The organism is Dyadobacter fanqingshengii, assembly GCF_023822005.2.
Classification (GTDB): Bacteria; Bacteroidota; Bacteroidia; order Cytophagales; family Spirosomataceae; genus Dyadobacter; species Dyadobacter fanqingshengii.
On sequence record NZ_CP098806.1, the window covers coordinates 364710 to 382042 of the forward strand.

19 protein-coding genes are annotated in these 17333 nt (G+C 44.3%); 5 read left to right on the forward strand and 14 right to left on the reverse strand.

Going from position 1 to position 17333, the window contains the following annotated elements; all coding sequences use genetic code 11:
- Positions 1 to 6: 6 nt before the first annotated feature.
- From NFI81_RS01420 to NFI81_RS01430, 3 genes are read right to left on the reverse strand one after another with little or no spacing between them, the layout of a single operon-like run.
- Positions 7 to 774 carry a glycosyltransferase gene (locus NFI81_RS01420; RefSeq protein ID WP_234614659.1) on the reverse strand — a complete coding sequence of 256 codons (768 nt, stop codon included), beginning with the start codon at positions 772 to 774 and terminating at the stop codon, positions 7 to 9.
- A gap of 23 nt (positions 775 to 797) precedes the next feature.
- Positions 798 to 1571 (reverse strand): glycosyltransferase family 2 protein, encoded by a 774-nt coding sequence (locus tag NFI81_RS01425; RefSeq protein WP_234614658.1) that lies wholly within the window; start codon positions 1569 to 1571, stop codon positions 798 to 800.
- A gap of 5 nt (positions 1572 to 1576) precedes the next feature.
- Positions 1577 to 2449 carry a glycosyltransferase family 2 protein gene (locus tag NFI81_RS01430; protein WP_234614657.1) on the reverse strand — a complete coding sequence of 291 codons (873 nt, stop codon included), beginning with the start codon at positions 2447 to 2449 and terminating at the stop codon, positions 1577 to 1579.
- A 154-nt stretch (positions 2450 to 2603) separates the two neighbouring features.
- On the opposite strand from NFI81_RS01430, the gene NFI81_RS01435 reads away from it, so the two are divergent.
- From NFI81_RS01435 to NFI81_RS01445, 3 genes are read left to right on the forward strand one after another with little or no spacing between them, the layout of a single operon-like run.
- Positions 2604 to 3548, forward strand: coding sequence for a hypothetical protein (locus NFI81_RS01435; protein ID WP_234614656.1), 945 nt, complete (start codon positions 2604 to 2606; stop codon positions 3546 to 3548).
- Entirely contained in the window at positions 3548 to 4891 is a 1344-nt protein-coding gene (locus tag NFI81_RS01440; protein WP_234614655.1) for a flippase, read from the forward strand. The genes NFI81_RS01435 and NFI81_RS01440 overlap by 1 nt, the downstream gene beginning before the upstream one ends.
- A gap of 51 nt (positions 4892 to 4942) precedes the next feature.
- Positions 4943 to 6157, forward strand: coding sequence for a glycosyltransferase (locus NFI81_RS01445; protein WP_234614654.1), 1215 nt, complete (start codon positions 4943 to 4945; stop codon positions 6155 to 6157).
- A gap of 9 nt (positions 6158 to 6166) precedes the next feature.
- Here NFI81_RS01445 and NFI81_RS01450 read toward each other — a convergent pair whose 3' ends face one another.
- The 5 genes from NFI81_RS01450 to NFI81_RS01470 are packed head-to-tail and all read right to left on the reverse strand — an operon-like array spanning position 6167 to position 9892.
- Positions 6167 to 7276 carry an acyltransferase family protein gene (locus NFI81_RS01450; RefSeq protein ID WP_234614653.1) on the reverse strand — a complete coding sequence of 370 codons (1110 nt, stop codon included), beginning with the start codon at positions 7274 to 7276 and terminating at the stop codon, positions 6167 to 6169.
- Between the two features lies 1 nt (position 7277).
- Positions 7278 to 7844, reverse strand: a complete 567-nt coding sequence (locus NFI81_RS01455; RefSeq protein ID WP_234614652.1) for an ATP-binding protein — start codon at positions 7842 to 7844, stop codon at positions 7278 to 7280.
- A 3-nt stretch (positions 7845 to 7847) separates the two neighbouring features.
- A complete protein-coding gene (locus NFI81_RS01460; protein WP_234614651.1) occupies positions 7848 to 8186 on the reverse strand; it encodes an STAS domain-containing protein in 339 nt (112 codons plus the stop codon).
- Positions 8187 to 8192: 6 nt separating this feature from the next.
- On the reverse strand, positions 8193 to 9350 hold the full coding sequence (locus tag NFI81_RS01465; RefSeq protein WP_234614650.1) for a SpoIIE family protein phosphatase: 1158 nt from the start codon (positions 9348 to 9350) through the stop codon (positions 8193 to 8195).
- Positions 9347 to 9892, reverse strand: coding sequence for a hypothetical protein (locus NFI81_RS01470; protein ID WP_234614649.1), 546 nt, complete (start codon positions 9890 to 9892; stop codon positions 9347 to 9349). Before NFI81_RS01470 ends, NFI81_RS01465 begins: the two co-directional genes overlap by 4 nt.
- Positions 9893 to 10080: 188 nt before the next feature.
- Between NFI81_RS01470 and NFI81_RS01475 the strand changes: the two genes are divergently transcribed.
- Both NFI81_RS01475 and NFI81_RS01480 read left to right on the forward strand, forming a co-directional pair.
- Positions 10081 to 10998, forward strand: a complete 918-nt coding sequence (locus NFI81_RS01475; RefSeq protein WP_234614648.1) for a glycosyltransferase family 2 protein — start codon at positions 10081 to 10083, stop codon at positions 10996 to 10998.
- Between the two features lie 3 nt (positions 10999 to 11001).
- Positions 11002 to 12174 (forward strand): glycosyltransferase family 2 protein, encoded by a 1173-nt coding sequence (locus NFI81_RS01480; RefSeq protein WP_234614647.1) that lies wholly within the window; start codon positions 11002 to 11004, stop codon positions 12172 to 12174.
- A gap of 38 nt (positions 12175 to 12212) precedes the next feature.
- Here the strand turns inward: NFI81_RS01480 and NFI81_RS01485 are convergent, their stop codons facing one another.
- The 6 genes from NFI81_RS01485 to NFI81_RS01510 all read right to left on the reverse strand — a co-directional run bounded on the left by NFI81_RS01485 (position 12213) and on the right by NFI81_RS01510 (position 17252).
- On the reverse strand, positions 12213 to 12584 hold the full coding sequence (locus tag NFI81_RS01485) for an Hpt domain-containing protein (protein WP_234614646.1): 372 nt from the start codon (positions 12582 to 12584) through the stop codon (positions 12213 to 12215).
- Positions 12585 to 12659: 75 nt separating this feature from the next.
- The gene (locus NFI81_RS01490) at positions 12660 to 13673 is read right to left on the reverse strand and encodes an MlaD family protein (RefSeq protein WP_234614645.1); all 1014 of its coding nucleotides are present in this window, start codon (positions 13671 to 13673) and stop codon (positions 12660 to 12662) included.
- Entirely contained in the window at positions 13673 to 14437 is a 765-nt protein-coding gene (locus NFI81_RS01495; protein ID WP_234614644.1) for an ABC transporter ATP-binding protein, read from the reverse strand. The genes NFI81_RS01490 and NFI81_RS01495 overlap by 1 nt, the downstream gene beginning before the upstream one ends.
- 1 nt (position 14438) lies before the next feature.
- Positions 14439 to 15227 carry an MlaE family ABC transporter permease gene (locus tag NFI81_RS01500; RefSeq protein WP_234614643.1) on the reverse strand — a complete coding sequence of 263 codons (789 nt, stop codon included), beginning with the start codon at positions 15225 to 15227 and terminating at the stop codon, positions 14439 to 14441.
- Positions 15228 to 15275: 48 nt separating this feature from the next.
- Positions 15276 to 16058 (reverse strand): EcsC family protein, encoded by a 783-nt coding sequence (locus NFI81_RS01505; protein ID WP_234614642.1) that lies wholly within the window; start codon positions 16056 to 16058, stop codon positions 15276 to 15278.
- Positions 16059 to 16190: 132 nt separating this feature from the next.
- Positions 16191 to 17252, reverse strand: a complete 1062-nt coding sequence (locus NFI81_RS01510) for an endonuclease/exonuclease/phosphatase family protein (protein WP_234614641.1) — start codon at positions 17250 to 17252, stop codon at positions 16191 to 16193.
- Positions 17253 to 17333: the final 81 nt, after the last annotated feature.

Consider the following 17333-nt stretch of genomic DNA (forward strand, 5'->3'; position numbering starts at 1 on the left):
AGCGGGTCAGGATAGGTAATCAAAATTAAATTTCAAATGCCTGTAAAGGTGCCTGATGTTGGTTAGGAAAAAGTTCTCGCTCAGTCGCCAGTTTTCACGCTTCATAGTGCTTGGCTCGACTTCGGAATTTCTCTGTGTGAACAAGCCCGTGAAATCTTTATAAAAAACAGCCTTTCCCTTTTTTTTCAGGAAGGACATCATCATTGTATACTCCGTAAAATCACCTTTTTGTCCTTCAATGTATCTGCCAAATTTTTGGAAAAAGCTAGTGCGCCGCAAATGCGGATGATCGCTGTACATGTAAAACTTTCTGTAACCCGGTTTCCAAACATTGAAAGCCATGTCGTAAAAACCGTTATCCTCATTGGTTAGATAGGGATATTCGAAATAGGCATAAAACCGGACCATATCAATTTCCTGTCTAGTCTTCATGATCCGCAGTGCGTGCTGAAACTTTTCCGGGAAAATGGGGGCGGGGGTGAAATCCTCCTGCACATATAAAGTCAAAGGCGTCTGAACCGCGTCCTGGCCTTTATTAATGTTATTACCGAGTCCTTTGTTATGGGGCGTCGTGATCAGTCTGAAATTAAATTGGTTTTGCAGCGAATGCAGATAGTCAATGTGCTCGGACTTGCTGCCGTCATCGGAAACCACAATGTCCTCAAATTTGCAATGCAGCCCGGCAAATGATCTCAGCAGCTGTTCCAGCGATTGGCTCCTGTTATAATGTGTAATGAGCAGGGTCACACCATTAAAAATATACTCTTTTTCCATAACGTTAGGCAGTTCCAGCAGGGTTACTTCATGAACACAAGGTCGAGTGTATTCTTCAACCACCGGTAACGCAGATAGCCGAGACGCGCCAGCTTAACCAGTGGGTTTTCGCTTAGTTTCCAGTCGGCCCGGACCATTGTGCTGGGTTCGTCAGATGAATTTTTTTGGTAAAACAATTTTGTGAATTCATTGAAAAACAATCCCTTACCATTTTTTTGCAAAAAGCTGACAGCCATTTTGTACTCTGTCAGATCGCCCTTGATGCCTTCGGGATATCTGCCGAATTTTTCCAGGAAATTGCTGCGCCTCAAATGCGGGTGGTCGCTGTAATAATAAAATTTGAGGTGGTTCATATCCCAGAATTTGTAAACCATTTCTGAAAATCCTTTTTGAAACGGCCTCAGGGTAGGGTAGGCAAAATAGGCGTAAAACCGGACCATGTCCCATTTGGAATCGTTTCGCATGAATGTGATCGCGTCCTCAAAATGGGTCGGGAAAATTTCAGAAGGCTGAAAATCTTCCTGGACATACAAAGTATATGCCGTTTTTACCGCGTCCTGGCCCTTGTTAATGTTGTTGCCCAATCCCTTGTTTTTGGGTGTGGTAACGAGGTTGAAATTGAAGCGGTGTTTTAAACCGGCGATCTTTTCCAGATGTTCGGGTTTGCTGCCGTCATCCGACACAACGATATCGCCGAAGCGGCAGTTGAGATCTTCAAAACTGGTCAGAAGCCGTTCCAGCGACTCGCTTCTGTTGTAATGCGTTATTAATAAAGTGGTATCCGGAAAAATATGCATAAGTTCTAAAACATCGAGAGATAGTCACGCATTCCTTTCAACTGTCTTTTGGCGCGGTTAAAGAAGGCATTTGTAATGCTGCCATCGTCCAGTAACCGGCGTGGGGATGTGAAAACCTTTGCGCGGGAATCGGTCACCATTTTCAAATTTCCGGCTTTTTTCAGATTCAATGCCATGCGGCCGTCCTCCGCCTCGTTTTGGAAATCGCTTCCCACAATGTTGGCATACACGCGTGAGCCGCTTACTTTAAAGCCTCCCGTGGAGCGGCCGATCTCCGTAACAAAGCCCATATTGAAGCCGTAGACATTCAGATACTCGCGATTCTTCTTCCGTATTCTGATCATAATCCCGGCAAATTTTTCATAGATCCAAAGTCCTAAGCGGCCCTGATTTTCAGGCGGAATGAAAGCATAGTTGCCATAAACGCCCGTAATTCCCGAATCTTTAACCATGGGAGCAACCATCAGATCAATCCAGTCGGGCGGGTAAAATGTATCGGAATCGGCGCAGAGATGATATTTACCGCGTGCCAGTTCCAAACCCATTTGTCTCGCGAATGGCGTTCCCTGGACCGTTTGAAGATAGGTTCGAACGCCCAGCGTTTCCAGAACATGCTGCGTGCCATCGGTTGAATTATTATTGATGACAATAATTTCAACCTTGTATTTACTCTTGCTGGCTGACAATGATGAGAGCGTGCGGTAGATGTTGTTTTCTTCGTTCCAGGCGGGAATTACTACGGATACATCTGGGCTTTCTTCTTTGAAACGGCTGATGTTCGTTTTCAGGCGCTCAATTTCTTCGCCTGTGAGATCCTGGAACCGCTTATTCGTAAAAAGATGCGGGGAAATCCATTGCGGCAAGCCAAATAAACTCATGTCCGGATAGTAAAATGGAGTCGATATGCTATTAATAAATGCTTTTGCTGGCACTGTGCGTGCACTTTCGGATGAAAGTTAAAACTTTAATCCCGGTTTGCGTAAAAAATGAGTAAAATTAGTTCTATTATCGCAGTCTGATTAAGTATACAGCATGTTGAATAAATTGTTAAGTCTGATTGTGCTGATCCGCTACGGAAAACTACCCTGGGAAGTAAGATATTTTTATCGTGACACGCTTTATTGCCAGGTAATGCAATGGAAATATTGGTTTAAGGATTATTTGCTCAAACCGCATTACAAGCAGCTCGAATTTAGCGGCGAGTTTGCGCCTGAGCTGCAATTTGCACTTCCCTTTGCTTATTGGCATTACAAAAACGGCACATTGAAGAGCACCGTCTCTTCGAAGTTTACCAAAGAGCTGTATTTTTTCTCTCCTGACCACCGCGAAGCGTTTCAAACCCGCTCCAATGAGGGAAATTACAATTTTGAAATGCCGCGCATCCTGTACAGCCAGGATTATGATATGTCCAAATGGATCCCGGTGCCGTTGAAAGAGACGTATAGGAATGATGTGTATGTCTACGACAAGCCGATCCTGATCATCGCCAACCGTTATAATATGGAGTGGGATGGGCCGCCCGTAAGTTTTTACAGCATGGAAATGCTGGCGTTCATCCTGGAAAAATTGCAGGACAAATACACCGTCATTTACAACCGCCCGAAGCCGCAGAATATCACCATGGACAACAGTGATATTTACGATATGGACGAGTATTCGTGGTTGGAAAAGGAATATCCGGACGTGATTCTGATGGAGAATTTATATAAAGAAAATAAGGCGGGTGCAAATAATTTCAATCACCTGCAACTGATGGTTTATGCCAATGCAAGCCATTTTATTTCCATTCACGGCGGCACGGCAACATTGGCCAGCTATTTCGGCGGAACCAATTTAATCCTTTCAAAAAAAGGTCCTGAACATTATTTTAAATGTTTCCATAAGCTGTATCCCCAGTTTTCGGGGGCAAAAATATTACATGCCAAAACCGATGACGACGTGAAGAAATATGTTGAAGAACATTTTATAAGACCATAATGGAGAATAAGCCCAAAGATCAGTATTGGATTAAGTCGGGGTTTATCAACATACTCCAGAATTTCTCGGGTGTCTTTTTTGGTTTTGCGGGATTTTACGTTCTGGTAAGGTTGCTGTCGAAGCACGATTTCGGCGTGTGGACACTATTTATCAGTACAACTACCATTCTGGAGGCCATTAGGAGCGGCCTTTTGCAAAATGCGCTGGTCAAATATATTTCTTCATCGGACAAGAAAGAACATCCCGAAATAATCACGGCATCATTCGCGATCAGCGGCATTGTTTCTGTTTTTTGCATCACCACCATTCTGTTGATCGCGCCGTTTCTGAGCCGGATCTGGGACTCGCCGCAGCTGGTTTCGCTGCTGTATTTTTACATTGCAATCTATCTTTTTTCGGGAATGCAGGCCCAGTTCAATGGTGTAGAGCAGGCGAATCTTCGCTTCAACGGGATTTTTATTACTACCATTATCCGGCAGGGCACTTTTTTTGCTTATGTGCTTGCGTGTTTTGTGTTTTCCATTCACGTCGAGCTGATCTATTTGGTTTGGGTGCAGATTTTGAGCGCTTTGCTGGGCATGCTGATCGCTTATAATTTCGCAAAAGACAACCTGGTGTTATCGCGCAATGTGAGCAAAATGTGGGTGAACAAGCTCTTTGGTTATGGCAAATATGCATTCGGAACATTGATCAGCTCGTTGCTTTCTGGCACCATTGACCAGATGATGTTGGGCGCATTGCTTTCTCCTGCCGCTTCCGGGGCGTTCAACATTGCCGTAAGGGTTACGAACCTGATCGACATTCCGGGCAATGCGGTAGCCACCATTGTGTTTCCGCAAAGTGCCAAGCGCATGGAGTCCGAAGGAACCGGTGCGATCAAATATTTATATGAGAAATCCGTCGGGACCACACTGGCGCTAGTAGTTCCGGTGGTACTTTTTCTTTATCTTTTCTCAGGAACTGTTATTCACTTAATTGCGGGGGAAAAGTACAACGATTCCATTCCGTTGTTGCAGATAACCCTGCTATATTGCCTGCTGGGCCCATTCGGAAGACTTTTTGGTAATATTCTCGATTCCATAGGAAAAACAAGAGTGACTTTTCTTGTGGTTATTGGCTCGGCAACATTGAATCTTATTCTCAACTATTTTCTGATCAGGTCCATTGGAGTGATGGGCGCTGCTTATGCCACATTGATTTCAAGCATAGCAGGCTTTATCGTGGCGCAAGTCATTCTCAGGAAAACAATAGGTGTAAACGTTCTGAATACTTTTGTTTACATGTTCCAGTTTTACCCCGAGTTTTTGAATAAGCACCTCAAACCAATGCTCAAAATGAAATGACAGGCAGTATTGATCCTGCATGCAAATACACCTATTGAATATGCTTGATAAATGAAACTGAAAGGACATCAGATCATAATTTTTGGCTTACCCCGATTTGACGCATCCATTGAATCAACCAATTACACAACTGCCAAGTTACTTGCCAGGCATAATCAGGTGTATTATGTCGAAAATCCGTTTACGGTGAGGGATTATTTCAAAATGCGGAAATGGCCGGAATTTGCGGTCCGTAAAAGGCATTTTCAGCTTTCTGACAGCAGCCTCCTCGATACGGATATTCCCAATTTGAAAATTGTCATTCCGCCGATCCTGCTTTCGGTAAATTTCTTACCGGAAAACAAATTTTTTCGTAATTTATTAAAAATCAATGAGTTATTGATTCGGAGCAAATTAAAGACCGTCATCAAGGCGCACGGGATTGCCGACTTTATTTTCATTAATTCCTTTAATTTTCATTACCCCTCGGTAATTTCCGGGCTGTCACCGGTATTAACGGTTTACCATTGCCTCGATCCCATGGTGTTGCCATTTAACAGGCGGCACGGCGTGGTTTCGGAGGAAATACTGGTGAAAGAAAGTGACGTAGTGATTTGCAGCAGCAATCAGCTTTACAACGAAAAGAAAGCGCAGAACCCAAACACCTATTTTGTCGCCAACGCCGCCGACATTGCGCATAGCAGCAAGGCCCTGGATCCAGCATTACGGGTGCATCCGGTGATTGCCAGCATTAAAAGGCCGGTAATCGGTTACCTGGGAGCCATTGAGCGAAGGCTTGATTACGGCCTTTTGAGGCAGGTTATTTCTAAAAATCCGGATAAAAGTTTTGTTTTCGTAGGCCCGGTTTCACCTGAATTCGTTCCGGAATGGTTCAATATGGCGGCTAATGTGCACTTCACCGGCACCATAAATTATGAGGATATGCCGGCGGTGATCAAGGGTTTCGACGTGGCGCTTATTCCATTTAAAAAGGACGATTTCAGCAGCAGCATTTTTCCTTTAAAATTATTCGAATATCTGGGCGCTGGAAAACCAGTTGTATCCATTGATTTTAATCCCGATCTCAAAGAATTCACCAAAGGTGGTGTTGTATTTTGTGACACACCTGAACATTTTTCAGCGGCTATCAACGAAGCCTTGCTGAATGATCATGATACATTGCGCCGGGAGCGCGTTGCAATCGCTGCCGAAAACACCTGGGAAAAACGGGTGGAAGCCATCGGCGAGATCATTTATAACCACCTGAAAATAAAGGGTAAAGCCTGACCCTTCCCGCTATTTAACTTGTTCAGAAACCGCTTTTTTCTTCGATTTATACTGGAAACGCATCTCAATATTTTTGTACGTCCAGGCTGACGCGAAATAGATGAGTATGAAGTTCAAAAAGACCAGATAGGCGTAATCTTCCGGCTGAAATTTTAAAATCCTTATGAAAAGCACATTGAAAAGGCTTACGAAAAGCGCGTGCGTCATATAAATGGAATATGAATACTGGCCGAGCTTGTGAAACAGCCCCACGCGCTTCATACCTGCGGAAATGAGGCCTTTTTCAAATGCAAAAGTGTAAATGCAGGCAAAAAACAAAATTTCAAAAACAGCGCCCCAAGGTTTCATCGCCTCACCATTGTAAATGCAAAGCCCTATTAGCGAAAGCGTTACTAATTCTCCGGCAGAAAAAATCCAGGAGGGCATGGCGCGCACGGAAAGGTGTGTGTTACTGAAAAAGTTGAAGCACAAGACGCCAGTGAAAAAGCCCAGAATCCCTCTCAAAAAGCCATAATCAAAGCTGTAATTGATCTGAAAACTCTGGGATACCAGCCAAAGGCTGGTTAATGCAATAATAATGATGAGCACATAATAAAAGTTGCGCCTTACGAACTGTCCGGATGAATGAATGAAGACCAATAGCGATCCAAACACCACGTAAGCAATCATTTCGGCACTGATGGACCAGCTGGGAATGTTCCAGCTCACATCGTTAACGCCAGGAACAGGCGTCGAGTTGATGAGGAAAAGCGAGGTAAAAAACGTGTACACATTGTTTGCCGGGTTGATCAGATTGTTCACCTGGATGTAAGGGCTTAAAATATTTTTTGCCACTTCCATGCCCAGAAATGCTATAAGCATGACCAGGTGCAAGGGATAAACCCGGTAAACCCTTTTCGTTAAAAACAATTTCAGCTGAGGCCCGTCTGAAAGCGATTGATAACTGTAAGCGATCACGAATCCGCTGAGGACGAAGAAAAAATCAACGAACATATCCGAGTTTTCAACAAACCGGTTGTTGAGCAATGGCGTGTTGGCAAATGGTGCGAGGTGGAAAGCAAAGACCAATGTCGCAAACAATCCGCGAAAAATATCCAGGACTTCGAACCTGTGTTTCATATCAGTTATTTTTGAGATTAAACAGGCTCACAAAGCGATTAATCTTGGTTTTGGGATCATATTCATACCAAAATTCGTCCGAAGCCTTCGTCATGATCAGCAGGCCGAAATGTTCGCTGGTGTCGATCAGTAAGCCCGGCATTTCCACGCCTTCCAGTTCCTCGATATAAAACCTCACCTGATTGGCTTTCTCCGATTTGAGGATCAGCGAATCAACGCCATTGTGATAAATCTGAAATTCGAGCTTGCCTGTAAAATTTTCGATGGGCCAGGTGAAAACGCTCCCCGTGTCCTGTTCAGACAGCGACAGCGGGTTTCCCTTGTCCTCCTTTTGAAGTGTCAGCCGGTTTTCGTCCACCTTAATAATCAATGTGCAATGTCCTGTGCCCGAATGTTTTACTGCGTTTGTGAGCAGTTCGGTGATGACCCATTTTACTTTTGCAAATATTTCGGGAGATGGGGGCGACGTTTTTGTCCTTTGCGTGACGTGTTCCAGGCAAGTATTTAAAATGCCCGGAATCTCTTCCCGGTTACTTGTAAAATGAATTCTGATCCGATCGTGCTCCATAAATTATTGGGATGCCTCCATTGCTTCTTCGAAGTCTTTAAACATTTTAAAGACTTTATCCATCCTGATCAGCGTCAGCAGGTTCCTTACGTCCGGTTTGAGTGACACCAGATAAATATCGACGTTTCTGGGCATAGCGTATTTAAGTGCCACAACCAGGCTCCCCAGAAACGAGCTGTCGATATAATTTACATTTTCAAAACTCACTATAATGAGCCGTGCACCGTTCGCTACAAGGGTGATCATTTCTTCTTTAAACATTTCGGCATTGGCAAGGCTTGCCTCTTGCGGCAAAATCGTTGCCTGCGCTACATGGTTGATTTGGTTTACTTTGAGTATCATGCGGGATTATGTTTTCTCAATAAAAATAATGCTGGCATCATCCATTTGATTGGTGTCGTTGATGCTTTCCAGCACGGCGGTCTTAATCAGTTCAAAACTTTCGGCCTTGCCGAGATAGGGTGTTATTTTAGAGACAAAAAACGGGTAGTCACTCTTTTTCGAGCCCGATGAAGGGATGTCTATCATGCCGTCTGTGAAAATCACCAGCTGATCGCCCGTTTTCATTTGAATGATCTGCTTGTCATAAAATCCTTCTTCCATTAATCCAAGCAGCAGTCCGGAAGAAAGCACAGTCTTAACACTGGCCGATTCCTGATCAAAACTGATCAGAGGCAGATCGCCCGCTCCTGTGTAATGGACTTCCCCGGTCTCACTGTCGAGCAAAAGCAGGGACAGGCTCGAAAGGATGTTTTGCAGGCTTTCGTCCATACAAATCAGTTTGTTGATCTTTTGGACAATGGTGTCGAGTGTGAAATCATTGTCCAGCACGCAAAATCGGATGGCTGCGCGGATGTAGCTCAGGAAACCAAAAGTAAAAAACCACGCGGTCCACTTTTTCCCCATGATATCACCCAGAAAGGTAAAACAAAACCGACTATCGGCCTGCACAAAATCAATAAAATCGCCCCCGGGATAACCCAGATAGCCCTTATGCCAGTAATGCAGGCGAAAACCGGAAACGTTCGGGCTCTGTGTGGGGATAGATTTTACATTAAGCGTTTCGGCTGCCACCCGCAGCTCCCGGACGGACCTGACGTGCTCGTTTTCAAGTGATTTGATAATATTCCCCAGCTTGGAAATGATAACCGGAATAGGCGTTTCTTTGTTGATAAAATCAATGGCATACATGCTTAATCCTTCCAGGATCAGTGAGTTATCCGTAAAAGACGTCAGGAAAACAAATGGGATATCGCTTATCTTCGGGTTGAGCAAAACGGCCTGCCGGAAGTCGAAACCGTTCATTTGAGGCATATCGTAGTCGGACAGGATCAGGTCCGGCGTTTCAACTACGAGCAACGCCAATGCCTCGGCGCCCGACTCGCAAGCCACACAACTATATCCGGCTTTGATCAGGGAAGCTTCAAAAACCCTACGAAACATGTGATTATCCTCAACGAGCAGGATTTTCTTTACATTAAGGGGAGGATCAGAGAACGCGATCATTTTTTGTTGAAGTTTAGCACAAACAAAAGTACTCCACCAAAAATGATGAGTAATGATACCAGATCCATGATTGTAACGCCATCATTTGGACTGAAATAATAAACCGTAAATATTTCAAAGCTGGGAGGCGCAGGCATAATGATCATTGCGAAGCCAAAAACGATCAGCAGGATTGCCAGGATGAACATTATGAATTTTTGAATTGCATTTCGTCTTATATAGGAGCTGCTGATTTTGCTGTCGATTTTGTTTTCGGAAAGCAATTTTTCCAAACCTTCCAAAAGTTCCTCCCGCGAAAGATTGTTGTCCTGATCCAGCGCCTGGAATGGCGCAACGGCCTTCGCTTTAAATGTTGAACGCCTGAATGCTTCCGCAATCTCTTCCTGATATAGCTGAGACTGCGCATGGTCTGCGCCGGATTGTTCTATAATTTCAATCAGTTCGTCCACTTTTTTCCTGAGCGACACTTTTTCGGCAGAGGGTTTGGCGGCATCCGGAATTGGTGCGTTTTTTTTTATTTCAAGCAGACGCGTAATTTTCACTTTATAAATATCTGATTAGATTTTAGCTATAAAACCAAAGCTTTTGATGAGGCTGCCGACATTTTCTGCGTGCAAAATTTACATTTTGTTTAAAGCTATGTTTTAATTGTTAAATTTGAAATAGTTCTACAAATCAATAAAAATATTCCTTCATTTCTGACTGTTTCCCAGTGCTCAGCTCCGTCCAAATGAAAAGTGTTTCCATTGTCACTGTAAATTTCAATCAGCCCAAGGTTACAGAAGATTTGCTCAGGTCATTGGAAGAAGTGAATATTTACCCAAATCTTGAAATAATAGTTGTGGACAATGGAAGCAAGCCCGATCCGGTCCCAGGCTGGATAGCGCAATATCCCAGGGTTAAGTTCGTAAGATCTGATCGAAACACGGGGTTCGCGGGAGGTAACAACATTGGCATTGAACACACTACCGGGGAATATTTATTCCTGATCAACAACGACACGGAAGTAACCGCAGACCTCATCGGCAAGTTGGTCGCTACCATGGAAGCCAACCCGAAAATTGGCATGATTTCTCCTAAAATCCATTATTTTGATCAGCCGGGCGTGTTGCAGTACACAGGTTACACACCGATGAACTACTACACGGCCCGCAACGCGTGTATTGGCCAATTTGAACAGGATAGAGGCCAATATGATTCGCTGAGCGGAGTGACGGGCTATGCGCACGGGGCCGCCATGATGATTCGCCGCGAAGCGCTTGAAAAGGCTGGTGTTATGGCCGAAAACTACTTTCTATATTATGAAGAACTCGATTGGTGCGAACGCATCAGAAATGCGGGTTATGAAATTCATGTAGATCTCTCCGCATTGATTTACCACAAGGAATCCGTCGCAGTAGGGAAGCGATCGGCATTGAAAGAGTTTTTTATGAACCGTAACCGGATTTTATTTATTCGTAAAAATGGCTCAGCGGGCCAATTCTTCATTTTCTGCTGCTATTTCCTACTGGCCGTGGTTCCGCGAAATATCATTCAATACATTAAAAACAAAGAATACAACTTCATTCCCGTATTTCTGAAAGCAATCACCTGGCATTTCACCAATAAGGCGGATAGCGATAACCTGGGCTATCCCTTGACACGTTAATTTATGGAATTACTCTTCTGGCTTAGTCTGTTCGTTGTTTTTTACACATTCCTTGGTTACGGTATCATTTTATATGTTTTGGTCAGGATACGGAGGGCTGTGAAAGGAAAAAGGCCGGTTCCTTCGCTTGACCAGGATATGCCTACGTTGACGCTCATCATTGCTGCGTATAATGAGGAGACCATTATTGAAGACAAGATTCAGAATACGCTCGCACTTTCGTATCCGCATGGAAAACTTAGTCTGATCTTCGTTACGGACGGTTCCTCGGACCGCACGCCGGAACTCGTCAGCGCATACAGCCAGATCAAGCTGCTGCACACGCCCGTACGAAGCGGAAAAATTCTGGCCATGCACCGTGCCATGCATGAGGTTGATACAGAAGTAGTTGTATTTACCGACGCGAATACTTATCTGAACCCGGATGCTTTACTGCTTATCGCCAGACATTATGCCGATCCGAAAGTGGGGGCTGTTTCAGGGGAAAAGCGCGTGATGCAGGATGCCGTTTCCGATGCGACGGCAGGGGAGGGTTTTTATTGGAAATACGAATCGACACTTAAAAAGTGGGATTCCGAGCTTTATTCCGTTGTGGGAGCGGCGGGTGAGCTTTTCAGTGTAAGACATTCGCTTTACAGGCAGGTGGAACCAGACACGATCCTGGACGATTTTATGATCTCCATGCTCATTGCGCAGCAAGGTTACCGCATCATTTATGAACCTGAGGCATATGCTTCGGAGCTATCGTCGGAAAACATTAAGGAAGAACTGAAGCGGAAGGTCCGGATTGCAGCGGGCGGGATTCAGTCCATATTGAGGCTCAAGAAACTGCTTAATCCGCTGCATTTCCCCATGTTATCATTTCAATACATCAGTCACAGAGTATTACGCTGGACTGTCACGCCATTTTTGATGATCCTGGCATTTTTTCTGAACATCCTCATTGTGATCAATTCCGGGAGTGCATTATATGGGATTATCCTTTTCGCACAGGTTGCTTTTTATGCGGCGGCACTGGCTGGGTGGATATTGGAAAAGCGCAAAATTAAGGTGAAGGCCTTATTTGTTCCCTATTATTTTTGCGTAATGAACTATGCCGTAATTGCCGGCATAATCCGATTTTACAAAGGAAATCAAAGTGCAGCCTGGGATAAATCCAAAAGAAAAAGCGCGTAGCAAATGCCACGCGCCAGTTCCTGAAATATTTTTGACAATTATTGAAGCTGTTTTAATCGCTCAGACTCCTGTTCAATGATGGGCAACAACTCATTGAGTTCCGCGGAAATGGTCTGATATATCGTCATCAGATTCTCACGCGTCTCATTTTCCTTAATCGCTTGTTCAAGCACTTCTACTTTTGGCCTGATCCAGGTAAGCCCTGCCATGGTGAATGAAGGTTTCAATCCGTGTACAATGCTTGCCGACTCCTTCATGTCCTCCCTATGTAAAGCCTTATGAAGAGAATGCCAGCGTGGAACAGAATCACCTAAAAATGCGTCGAAAATCATGTAAAGAATTACCGGGTCGTCTCCATAAACTTGATCAATGTATTTGAGATCCAGAGCAGGATTAAGTTGTAGGTCCATTAAGTAGAAGTTAGAGCTGTCGCAAAGTGAGCGGTTGAGGTTTACGAAATATTTTTACAAAAGTATAAAAATTTCTTATTGACTCACCGAATCTTTTACTGCCTCTTTTTCAGGCTGTTTCTCTTCCTCTTTTGCTTTCTTTTTGAAATATCTGCGGAACAAAAAATTGGACCTGAGCGCCTGCATGTTTTCATCCAGCTTCTCGGTGCTGCTTTCCAAGTTTTGCAATGTTCCCTTCAAGTTGCTCGCAGTGGCTTCGTCGTGCAGCAACACGCCCAACGGACTTGTCCTGTTTGAGTTAAGGTTTTCGCTTGCTGTTTTCAGGTTACTCACCATTCCGTTGGCAGAAGTAACTGTCTCGTTCAGCCTTCCGATTGTTGTTCTCAGGTCGCGCATAATGACCGTGTCCGTTGCGAAATCGTTTGCTAACCCACCTTTCTGGTTTAATTTATCTGTGAAACCGGACAATGAGGCTGTCATCGTCTGCGCGTTTACCGAAGCTTTTTTCAGTGCTGCCAGTGTCTGATCCACATCATTATAAAGGCGCTCATCATTTAAAAGCATCCCCACTGTGCCTTTTCCTTCTAGTATATTTTTGCTGATGGTTTTAAATGCACTCGTAATGCCCAACAGGTTTTTGTTGTTTTCTGATAAAACAGCCAGCATTTCTTCGGTGCTTTCCATTTTTTCAACCACCAGTTCATCGCCGTCTTCGATGGATGGCACTTTTTGGGTTCCGCCGTAAAGGACAATGATCTTGTTACCGATTAATCCGTCTGTGCTTACTTTGGCTTTTGCATTTTTACGGATAAATTCCTGAGACTTTTCCTCAATGTGCAGAATTACTTCAACCTTGGAATTCGTCAAAAAACGAATGGTCTTTACTGTTCCGATCTTAACCCCGGAATACCAAACATTATTTCCCTGTTTAAGTCCGTTCACGTCGTCAAACAACGTTTTTACCGAAATTGTAGAGGAGAATACTTTCTTCATACTTCCTATGGTCAGGATCCCCACAATGAAGATGATTAATCCTATGATCACAAAAAGTCCTACTGTTATGGAGCGTTTTCTTGCTGATGTTTCCATTATTGAATAAAATTATAATCGTAAAAACTTTTGATTCTTTCTTCATCGGTGTCAAATACTTCTTCGAAAGTGCCTTGTTTGAGGAACTTGCCATCCAGAAGCATTGCAATCCGGTCGCCTGTTTCTCTTGCACAGGTCAGATCATGGGTGATGATGATAGAACTTGTGTGGTATTTTTCTTTGACTTCATTAATAAGCTCATTTATTTCCAGGCAGGTGATCGGGTCTAATCCAGCCGTAGGTTCGTCATATAACATGATCTCCGGTTTGAGGATAAGCGTCCTGGCAATACCAATCCGCTTCCGCTGCCCACCCGACAACTCCGAAGGAACCTGATTGATGGTTTGCAACAGGCCGACGGCGTCCAACACATATTCCACCTGCTCATTAATATCTGCCTTGGAAAGATTTTTAACATGCCTTACCAGGGGAAATTCAAGATTCTCTCGCACCGTCATACTATCATAGAGTGCGCTGTTTTGGAATGAAAATCCAATTTTCAGGCGAATGTCTGTCAGCTCTTTCTGATTCAGCTCCGAAACTTCCCGTCCCAGCACATGGCACATGCCGCTGTCCTGCGTGAGCAGGCCGGCAATGATCTTGATCAACACAGACTTACCTGTTCCTGACCGGCCAAGCACCACTACATTTTCGCCCTTATCCACTTTCAGATTCACGCCCTGAAGTACATGCAGATCACCAAATGACTTATAAAGATCTTTGATCTCGATGACTGGCCCTTCGTTTTGGTTGATTTCTGCCATTTTATATTCTAAAATAATTCGATACCTGCACAATGATAACCTCCTCGATGAAGATCAGGAACATGGAAATAACGACCGCGGAATTCGCAGCTTTACCGACGCCTTCTGTTCCTTTGCTTGCATTATAACCCTGGTAACACCCCACAATCCCGATCGTAAAGCCGTATGCAATGGCTTTAACCAGTGACGTTCCCACGTCCAGGAAGGTGATTTGTTCAAAAGCATTTTCAAAAAACGCTCTGAAACTTGTGCCCTCATTCAATGTAACATTCAGGAAAGCACCCATCAGCGCCACGCCTGTACAATAGAACATCAGGATCGGAATGGTGATCGTGGAAGCGAGTACGCGGGTTACGACCAGAAATTTGAACGGATTTACCGCTGAAACTTCCATGGCATCGATCTGCTCGGTTACGCGCATGGAACCCAGCTCGGCACCAATGCTGGAGCCAACCTTACCGGCGCTGATCAAAGCCGTAACCAATGCGGCCAGCGCCCGGACAATTGCAATGGCAACCAATGACGGAAGCCACGAAACGGCTCCGAATTCAGCCAGGGACGGGCGGGACTGCTTGGTAAAAACCATCCCGGTAATAAACCCGGTAAGCCCGATGAGCAGCAAAGATTTGTTGCCGATGGCATAACATTGTTTTACAAGTTCCTGAAATTCCATTCTTCCCCGGAAAGCTTCCCGGAAAAAGCGCAGGAAAAACATGTAACCATTATAAACTGCCAGTAAAGCCGAATCCAGGCCTTTTGTATAAACTTTTTCCTTTTGATTGTCGCTCATTCAATTTTTATACAAAGTGGATCAAAGGGTAACTCTTATTGGTATACTTTATTGATTTTGAGCCGCTGACGGCAATTGTTCTTGTCTTCGTGCGGCTTGTAATGTCCGTTCTTCAAACCAGCGCATGCGGTAAGCATTCATAGCCGTTTTACCGAGCTGGTTTAAGAGCCTGTAATTTACAATGACACCCACCGCAGCCCCGATTCCGGGGATAAGTTGCGCCATTTTAGCCAGGTCAATGTAATCCCTGTATTCCTGCTGAAAGGTCTTCCAGTCAAACTGGTGAATATCGCTGGGGAGCTCCTGGCTTTTTTCTTGCCACTGGATGATCTGCTCAAACACTTTCTGGCGCTGTTTCTGGCTGGAAAATGTCAGTTGAAAAACATGCAGGATAAAGAGGCGTTCCCGATAATCCTCGGCAGAATGTCCGTACAATGCTGAAATTTCAAAAAGGAGCTTCATTTTGATCCCTATCAGGATAGGAAACTCTGCTAATGCGAGCAAGAATCCGCCAGCACCTGTGATGCCGCCTTCTGCTGCTCCTGCTTTTTTGTAAAACTCAATGCGCTTGGTAACTTCTCTTTCAATTTCTTCAAGGGAATTTTTTGGTGCCGGAAGCGATGTGGTAAATTCAGCGCCAGTCAATACCGCCCGCGTCATTTGTTTGATCGTGGAAGTAATGACGCCGTGAACCTTATCCGGAATTATATTATTGATCTTATCCTGAACCGCTTTGGATGTCCTATCTACCAGATTGGGCCGCTTTTGCATCTTTTGCTGCCATTTATGCAATTCAGGCGTTATTTTTTCCTCATATGTCTGGTAAAGCATATTCAAACCAAAGATTAAAGTTAAGATAGAAGGGAAGCATTGCTCCTGGTAATCCTGCCATCAGTGTTACAAAAATCATTCCAACCATGCCATAAACAGAATTCCGGATGTTCCGGGAAGCGGCAGCAGACGCTATTCAGTAACTTTGTTGATCTTTTCTTCGGCGAGTTCTTTCTCCTCCTGATCGGCCTCAGGTTCTTCCTGTTCCATATCCGCCTGCTCTTCGTATTGCAGTGCGATCAATATGGGAAAGTGATCGGAATTGAAATTTTCGAGTCTTTTCAGGCTTAACAATTTAAAATCTGTTGAGCAAAAAACGTGGTCTAGGGGGAATCTCAGGAAAGGATAATTGGCGTGAAATGTATTGAAAAAACCCCGGCCTTTGCGCGGGTCCAGCAAACCGCTGATTTTGGCAAATAAATTTGTTGTATAAGACCACGCGACATCATTAAGGTCTCCTACGACGATGGTTGGCATATTATTATCCTTTACTTCTTTCGCAACCAGTAGCAATTCCGCATCGCGCTCAGTAGAATACATATTTTCGCCCGGAACTGGCGGGGTAGGATGTACGCAGTAAAGCTGAATCAATTTTCCGGAAGCCAGTTTCACCTGTGTTTTGATCGAAGGGATCTCTTCATCAATGAGATACCGAACCTCGGAGTCGATCAATTCCAGCTTTGAGTACAACAACATTCCGTACGTATTTTCCAATGGCACGAGGACTTGATAGGGGTAAGTTTCCCCTAATTTCTTCGTTCCCTCATTCCAGAATTGATTTGTTTCCAATAACAAAATAAGGTCCGGGCTGTTTTTTTCCAGTATTGCCAAACATCCCGCGGTGTTTTTGTTGTCCTGGAATACATTGGACGAAATAATGCTGATCTGGTTATCCTCATCCTGAAACGAGGCTTTCAAAAGTGCCTTTTTGGCCAGGAAAGTGAAAGGAAAGATCTGGTAGACCAGATAAATGGCGTTGGCCGTGATCACCGCCGTAAAAATTTTTTCAAACTGGCCGCTGATCTGGAATAGGGAGGCATATAAGATAATGATCAGCAGGTTGAGAAACAGCTTTTGAATCCTGGGATACTCGAAAACCCGAAACGCCCAGAAGTCATGGCGTATGAGTGGAATGACGGAAAAGAGGACGATGATTCCGCCGAAAATTTCCAGTGCGTATTTAAAAGAAAGCATTTGTGGGTGCAAAAAATTTTCTAAATATCGTTTTTAATTTTGCACAAACAAATTGTTCCGATTATAACGGATAGGAAGCCT

Excerpts from the sequence above, each read along its gene's own strand:
- NFI81_RS01430 (WP_234614657.1), bottom strand. The coding sequence starts at position 2,449 with ATGAGTTTATTTGGCTTGCCGCAATGGATTTCCCCGCATCTTTTTACG.
- NFI81_RS01465 (WP_234614650.1), bottom strand. The coding sequence starts at position 9,350 with ATGATCGCGTTCTCTGATCCTCCCCTTAATGTAAAGAAAATCCTGCTC.
- NFI81_RS01435 (WP_234614656.1), top strand. The coding sequence starts at position 2,604 with ATGTTGAATAAATTGTTAAGTCTGATTGTGCTGATCCGCTACGGAAAA.
- NFI81_RS01495 (WP_234614644.1), bottom strand. The coding sequence starts at position 14,437 with ATGGCAGAAATCAACCAAAACGAAGGGCCAGTCATCGAGATCAAAGAT.
- NFI81_RS01510 (WP_234614641.1), bottom strand. The coding sequence starts at position 17,252 with ATGCTTTCTTTTAAATACGCACTGGAAATTTTCGGCGGAATCATCGTC.
- NFI81_RS01460 (WP_234614651.1), bottom strand. The coding sequence starts at position 8,186 with ATGATACTCAAAGTAAACCAAATCAACCATGTAGCGCAGGCAACGATT.
- NFI81_RS01475 (WP_234614648.1), top strand. The coding sequence starts at position 10,081 with ATGAAAAGTGTTTCCATTGTCACTGTAAATTTCAATCAGCCCAAGGTT.
- NFI81_RS01440 (WP_234614655.1), top strand. The coding sequence starts at position 3,548 with ATGGAGAATAAGCCCAAAGATCAGTATTGGATTAAGTCGGGGTTTATC.
- NFI81_RS01425 (WP_234614658.1), bottom strand. The coding sequence starts at position 1,571 with ATGCATATTTTTCCGGATACCACTTTATTAATAACGCATTACAACAGA.
- NFI81_RS01505 (WP_234614642.1), bottom strand. The coding sequence starts at position 16,058 with ATGCTTTACCAGACATATGAGGAAAAAATAACGCCTGAATTGCATAAA.
- NFI81_RS01420 (WP_234614659.1), bottom strand. The coding sequence starts at position 774 with ATGGAAAAAGAGTATATTTTTAATGGTGTGACCCTGCTCATTACACAT.
- NFI81_RS01450 (WP_234614653.1), bottom strand. The coding sequence starts at position 7,276 with ATGAAACACAGGTTCGAAGTCCTGGATATTTTTCGCGGATTGTTTGCG.
- NFI81_RS01445 (WP_234614654.1), top strand. The coding sequence starts at position 4,943 with ATGAAACTGAAAGGACATCAGATCATAATTTTTGGCTTACCCCGATTT.
- NFI81_RS01490 (WP_234614645.1), bottom strand. The coding sequence starts at position 13,673 with ATGGAAACATCAGCAAGAAAACGCTCCATAACAGTAGGACTTTTTGTG.
- NFI81_RS01480 (WP_234614647.1), top strand. The coding sequence starts at position 11,002 with ATGGAATTACTCTTCTGGCTTAGTCTGTTCGTTGTTTTTTACACATTC.
- NFI81_RS01500 (WP_234614643.1), bottom strand. The coding sequence starts at position 15,227 with ATGAGCGACAATCAAAAGGAAAAAGTTTATACAAAAGGCCTGGATTCG.
- NFI81_RS01485 (WP_234614646.1), bottom strand. The coding sequence starts at position 12,584 with ATGGACCTACAACTTAATCCTGCTCTGGATCTCAAATACATTGATCAA.
- NFI81_RS01455 (WP_234614652.1), bottom strand. The coding sequence starts at position 7,844 with ATGGAGCACGATCGGATCAGAATTCATTTTACAAGTAACCGGGAAGAG.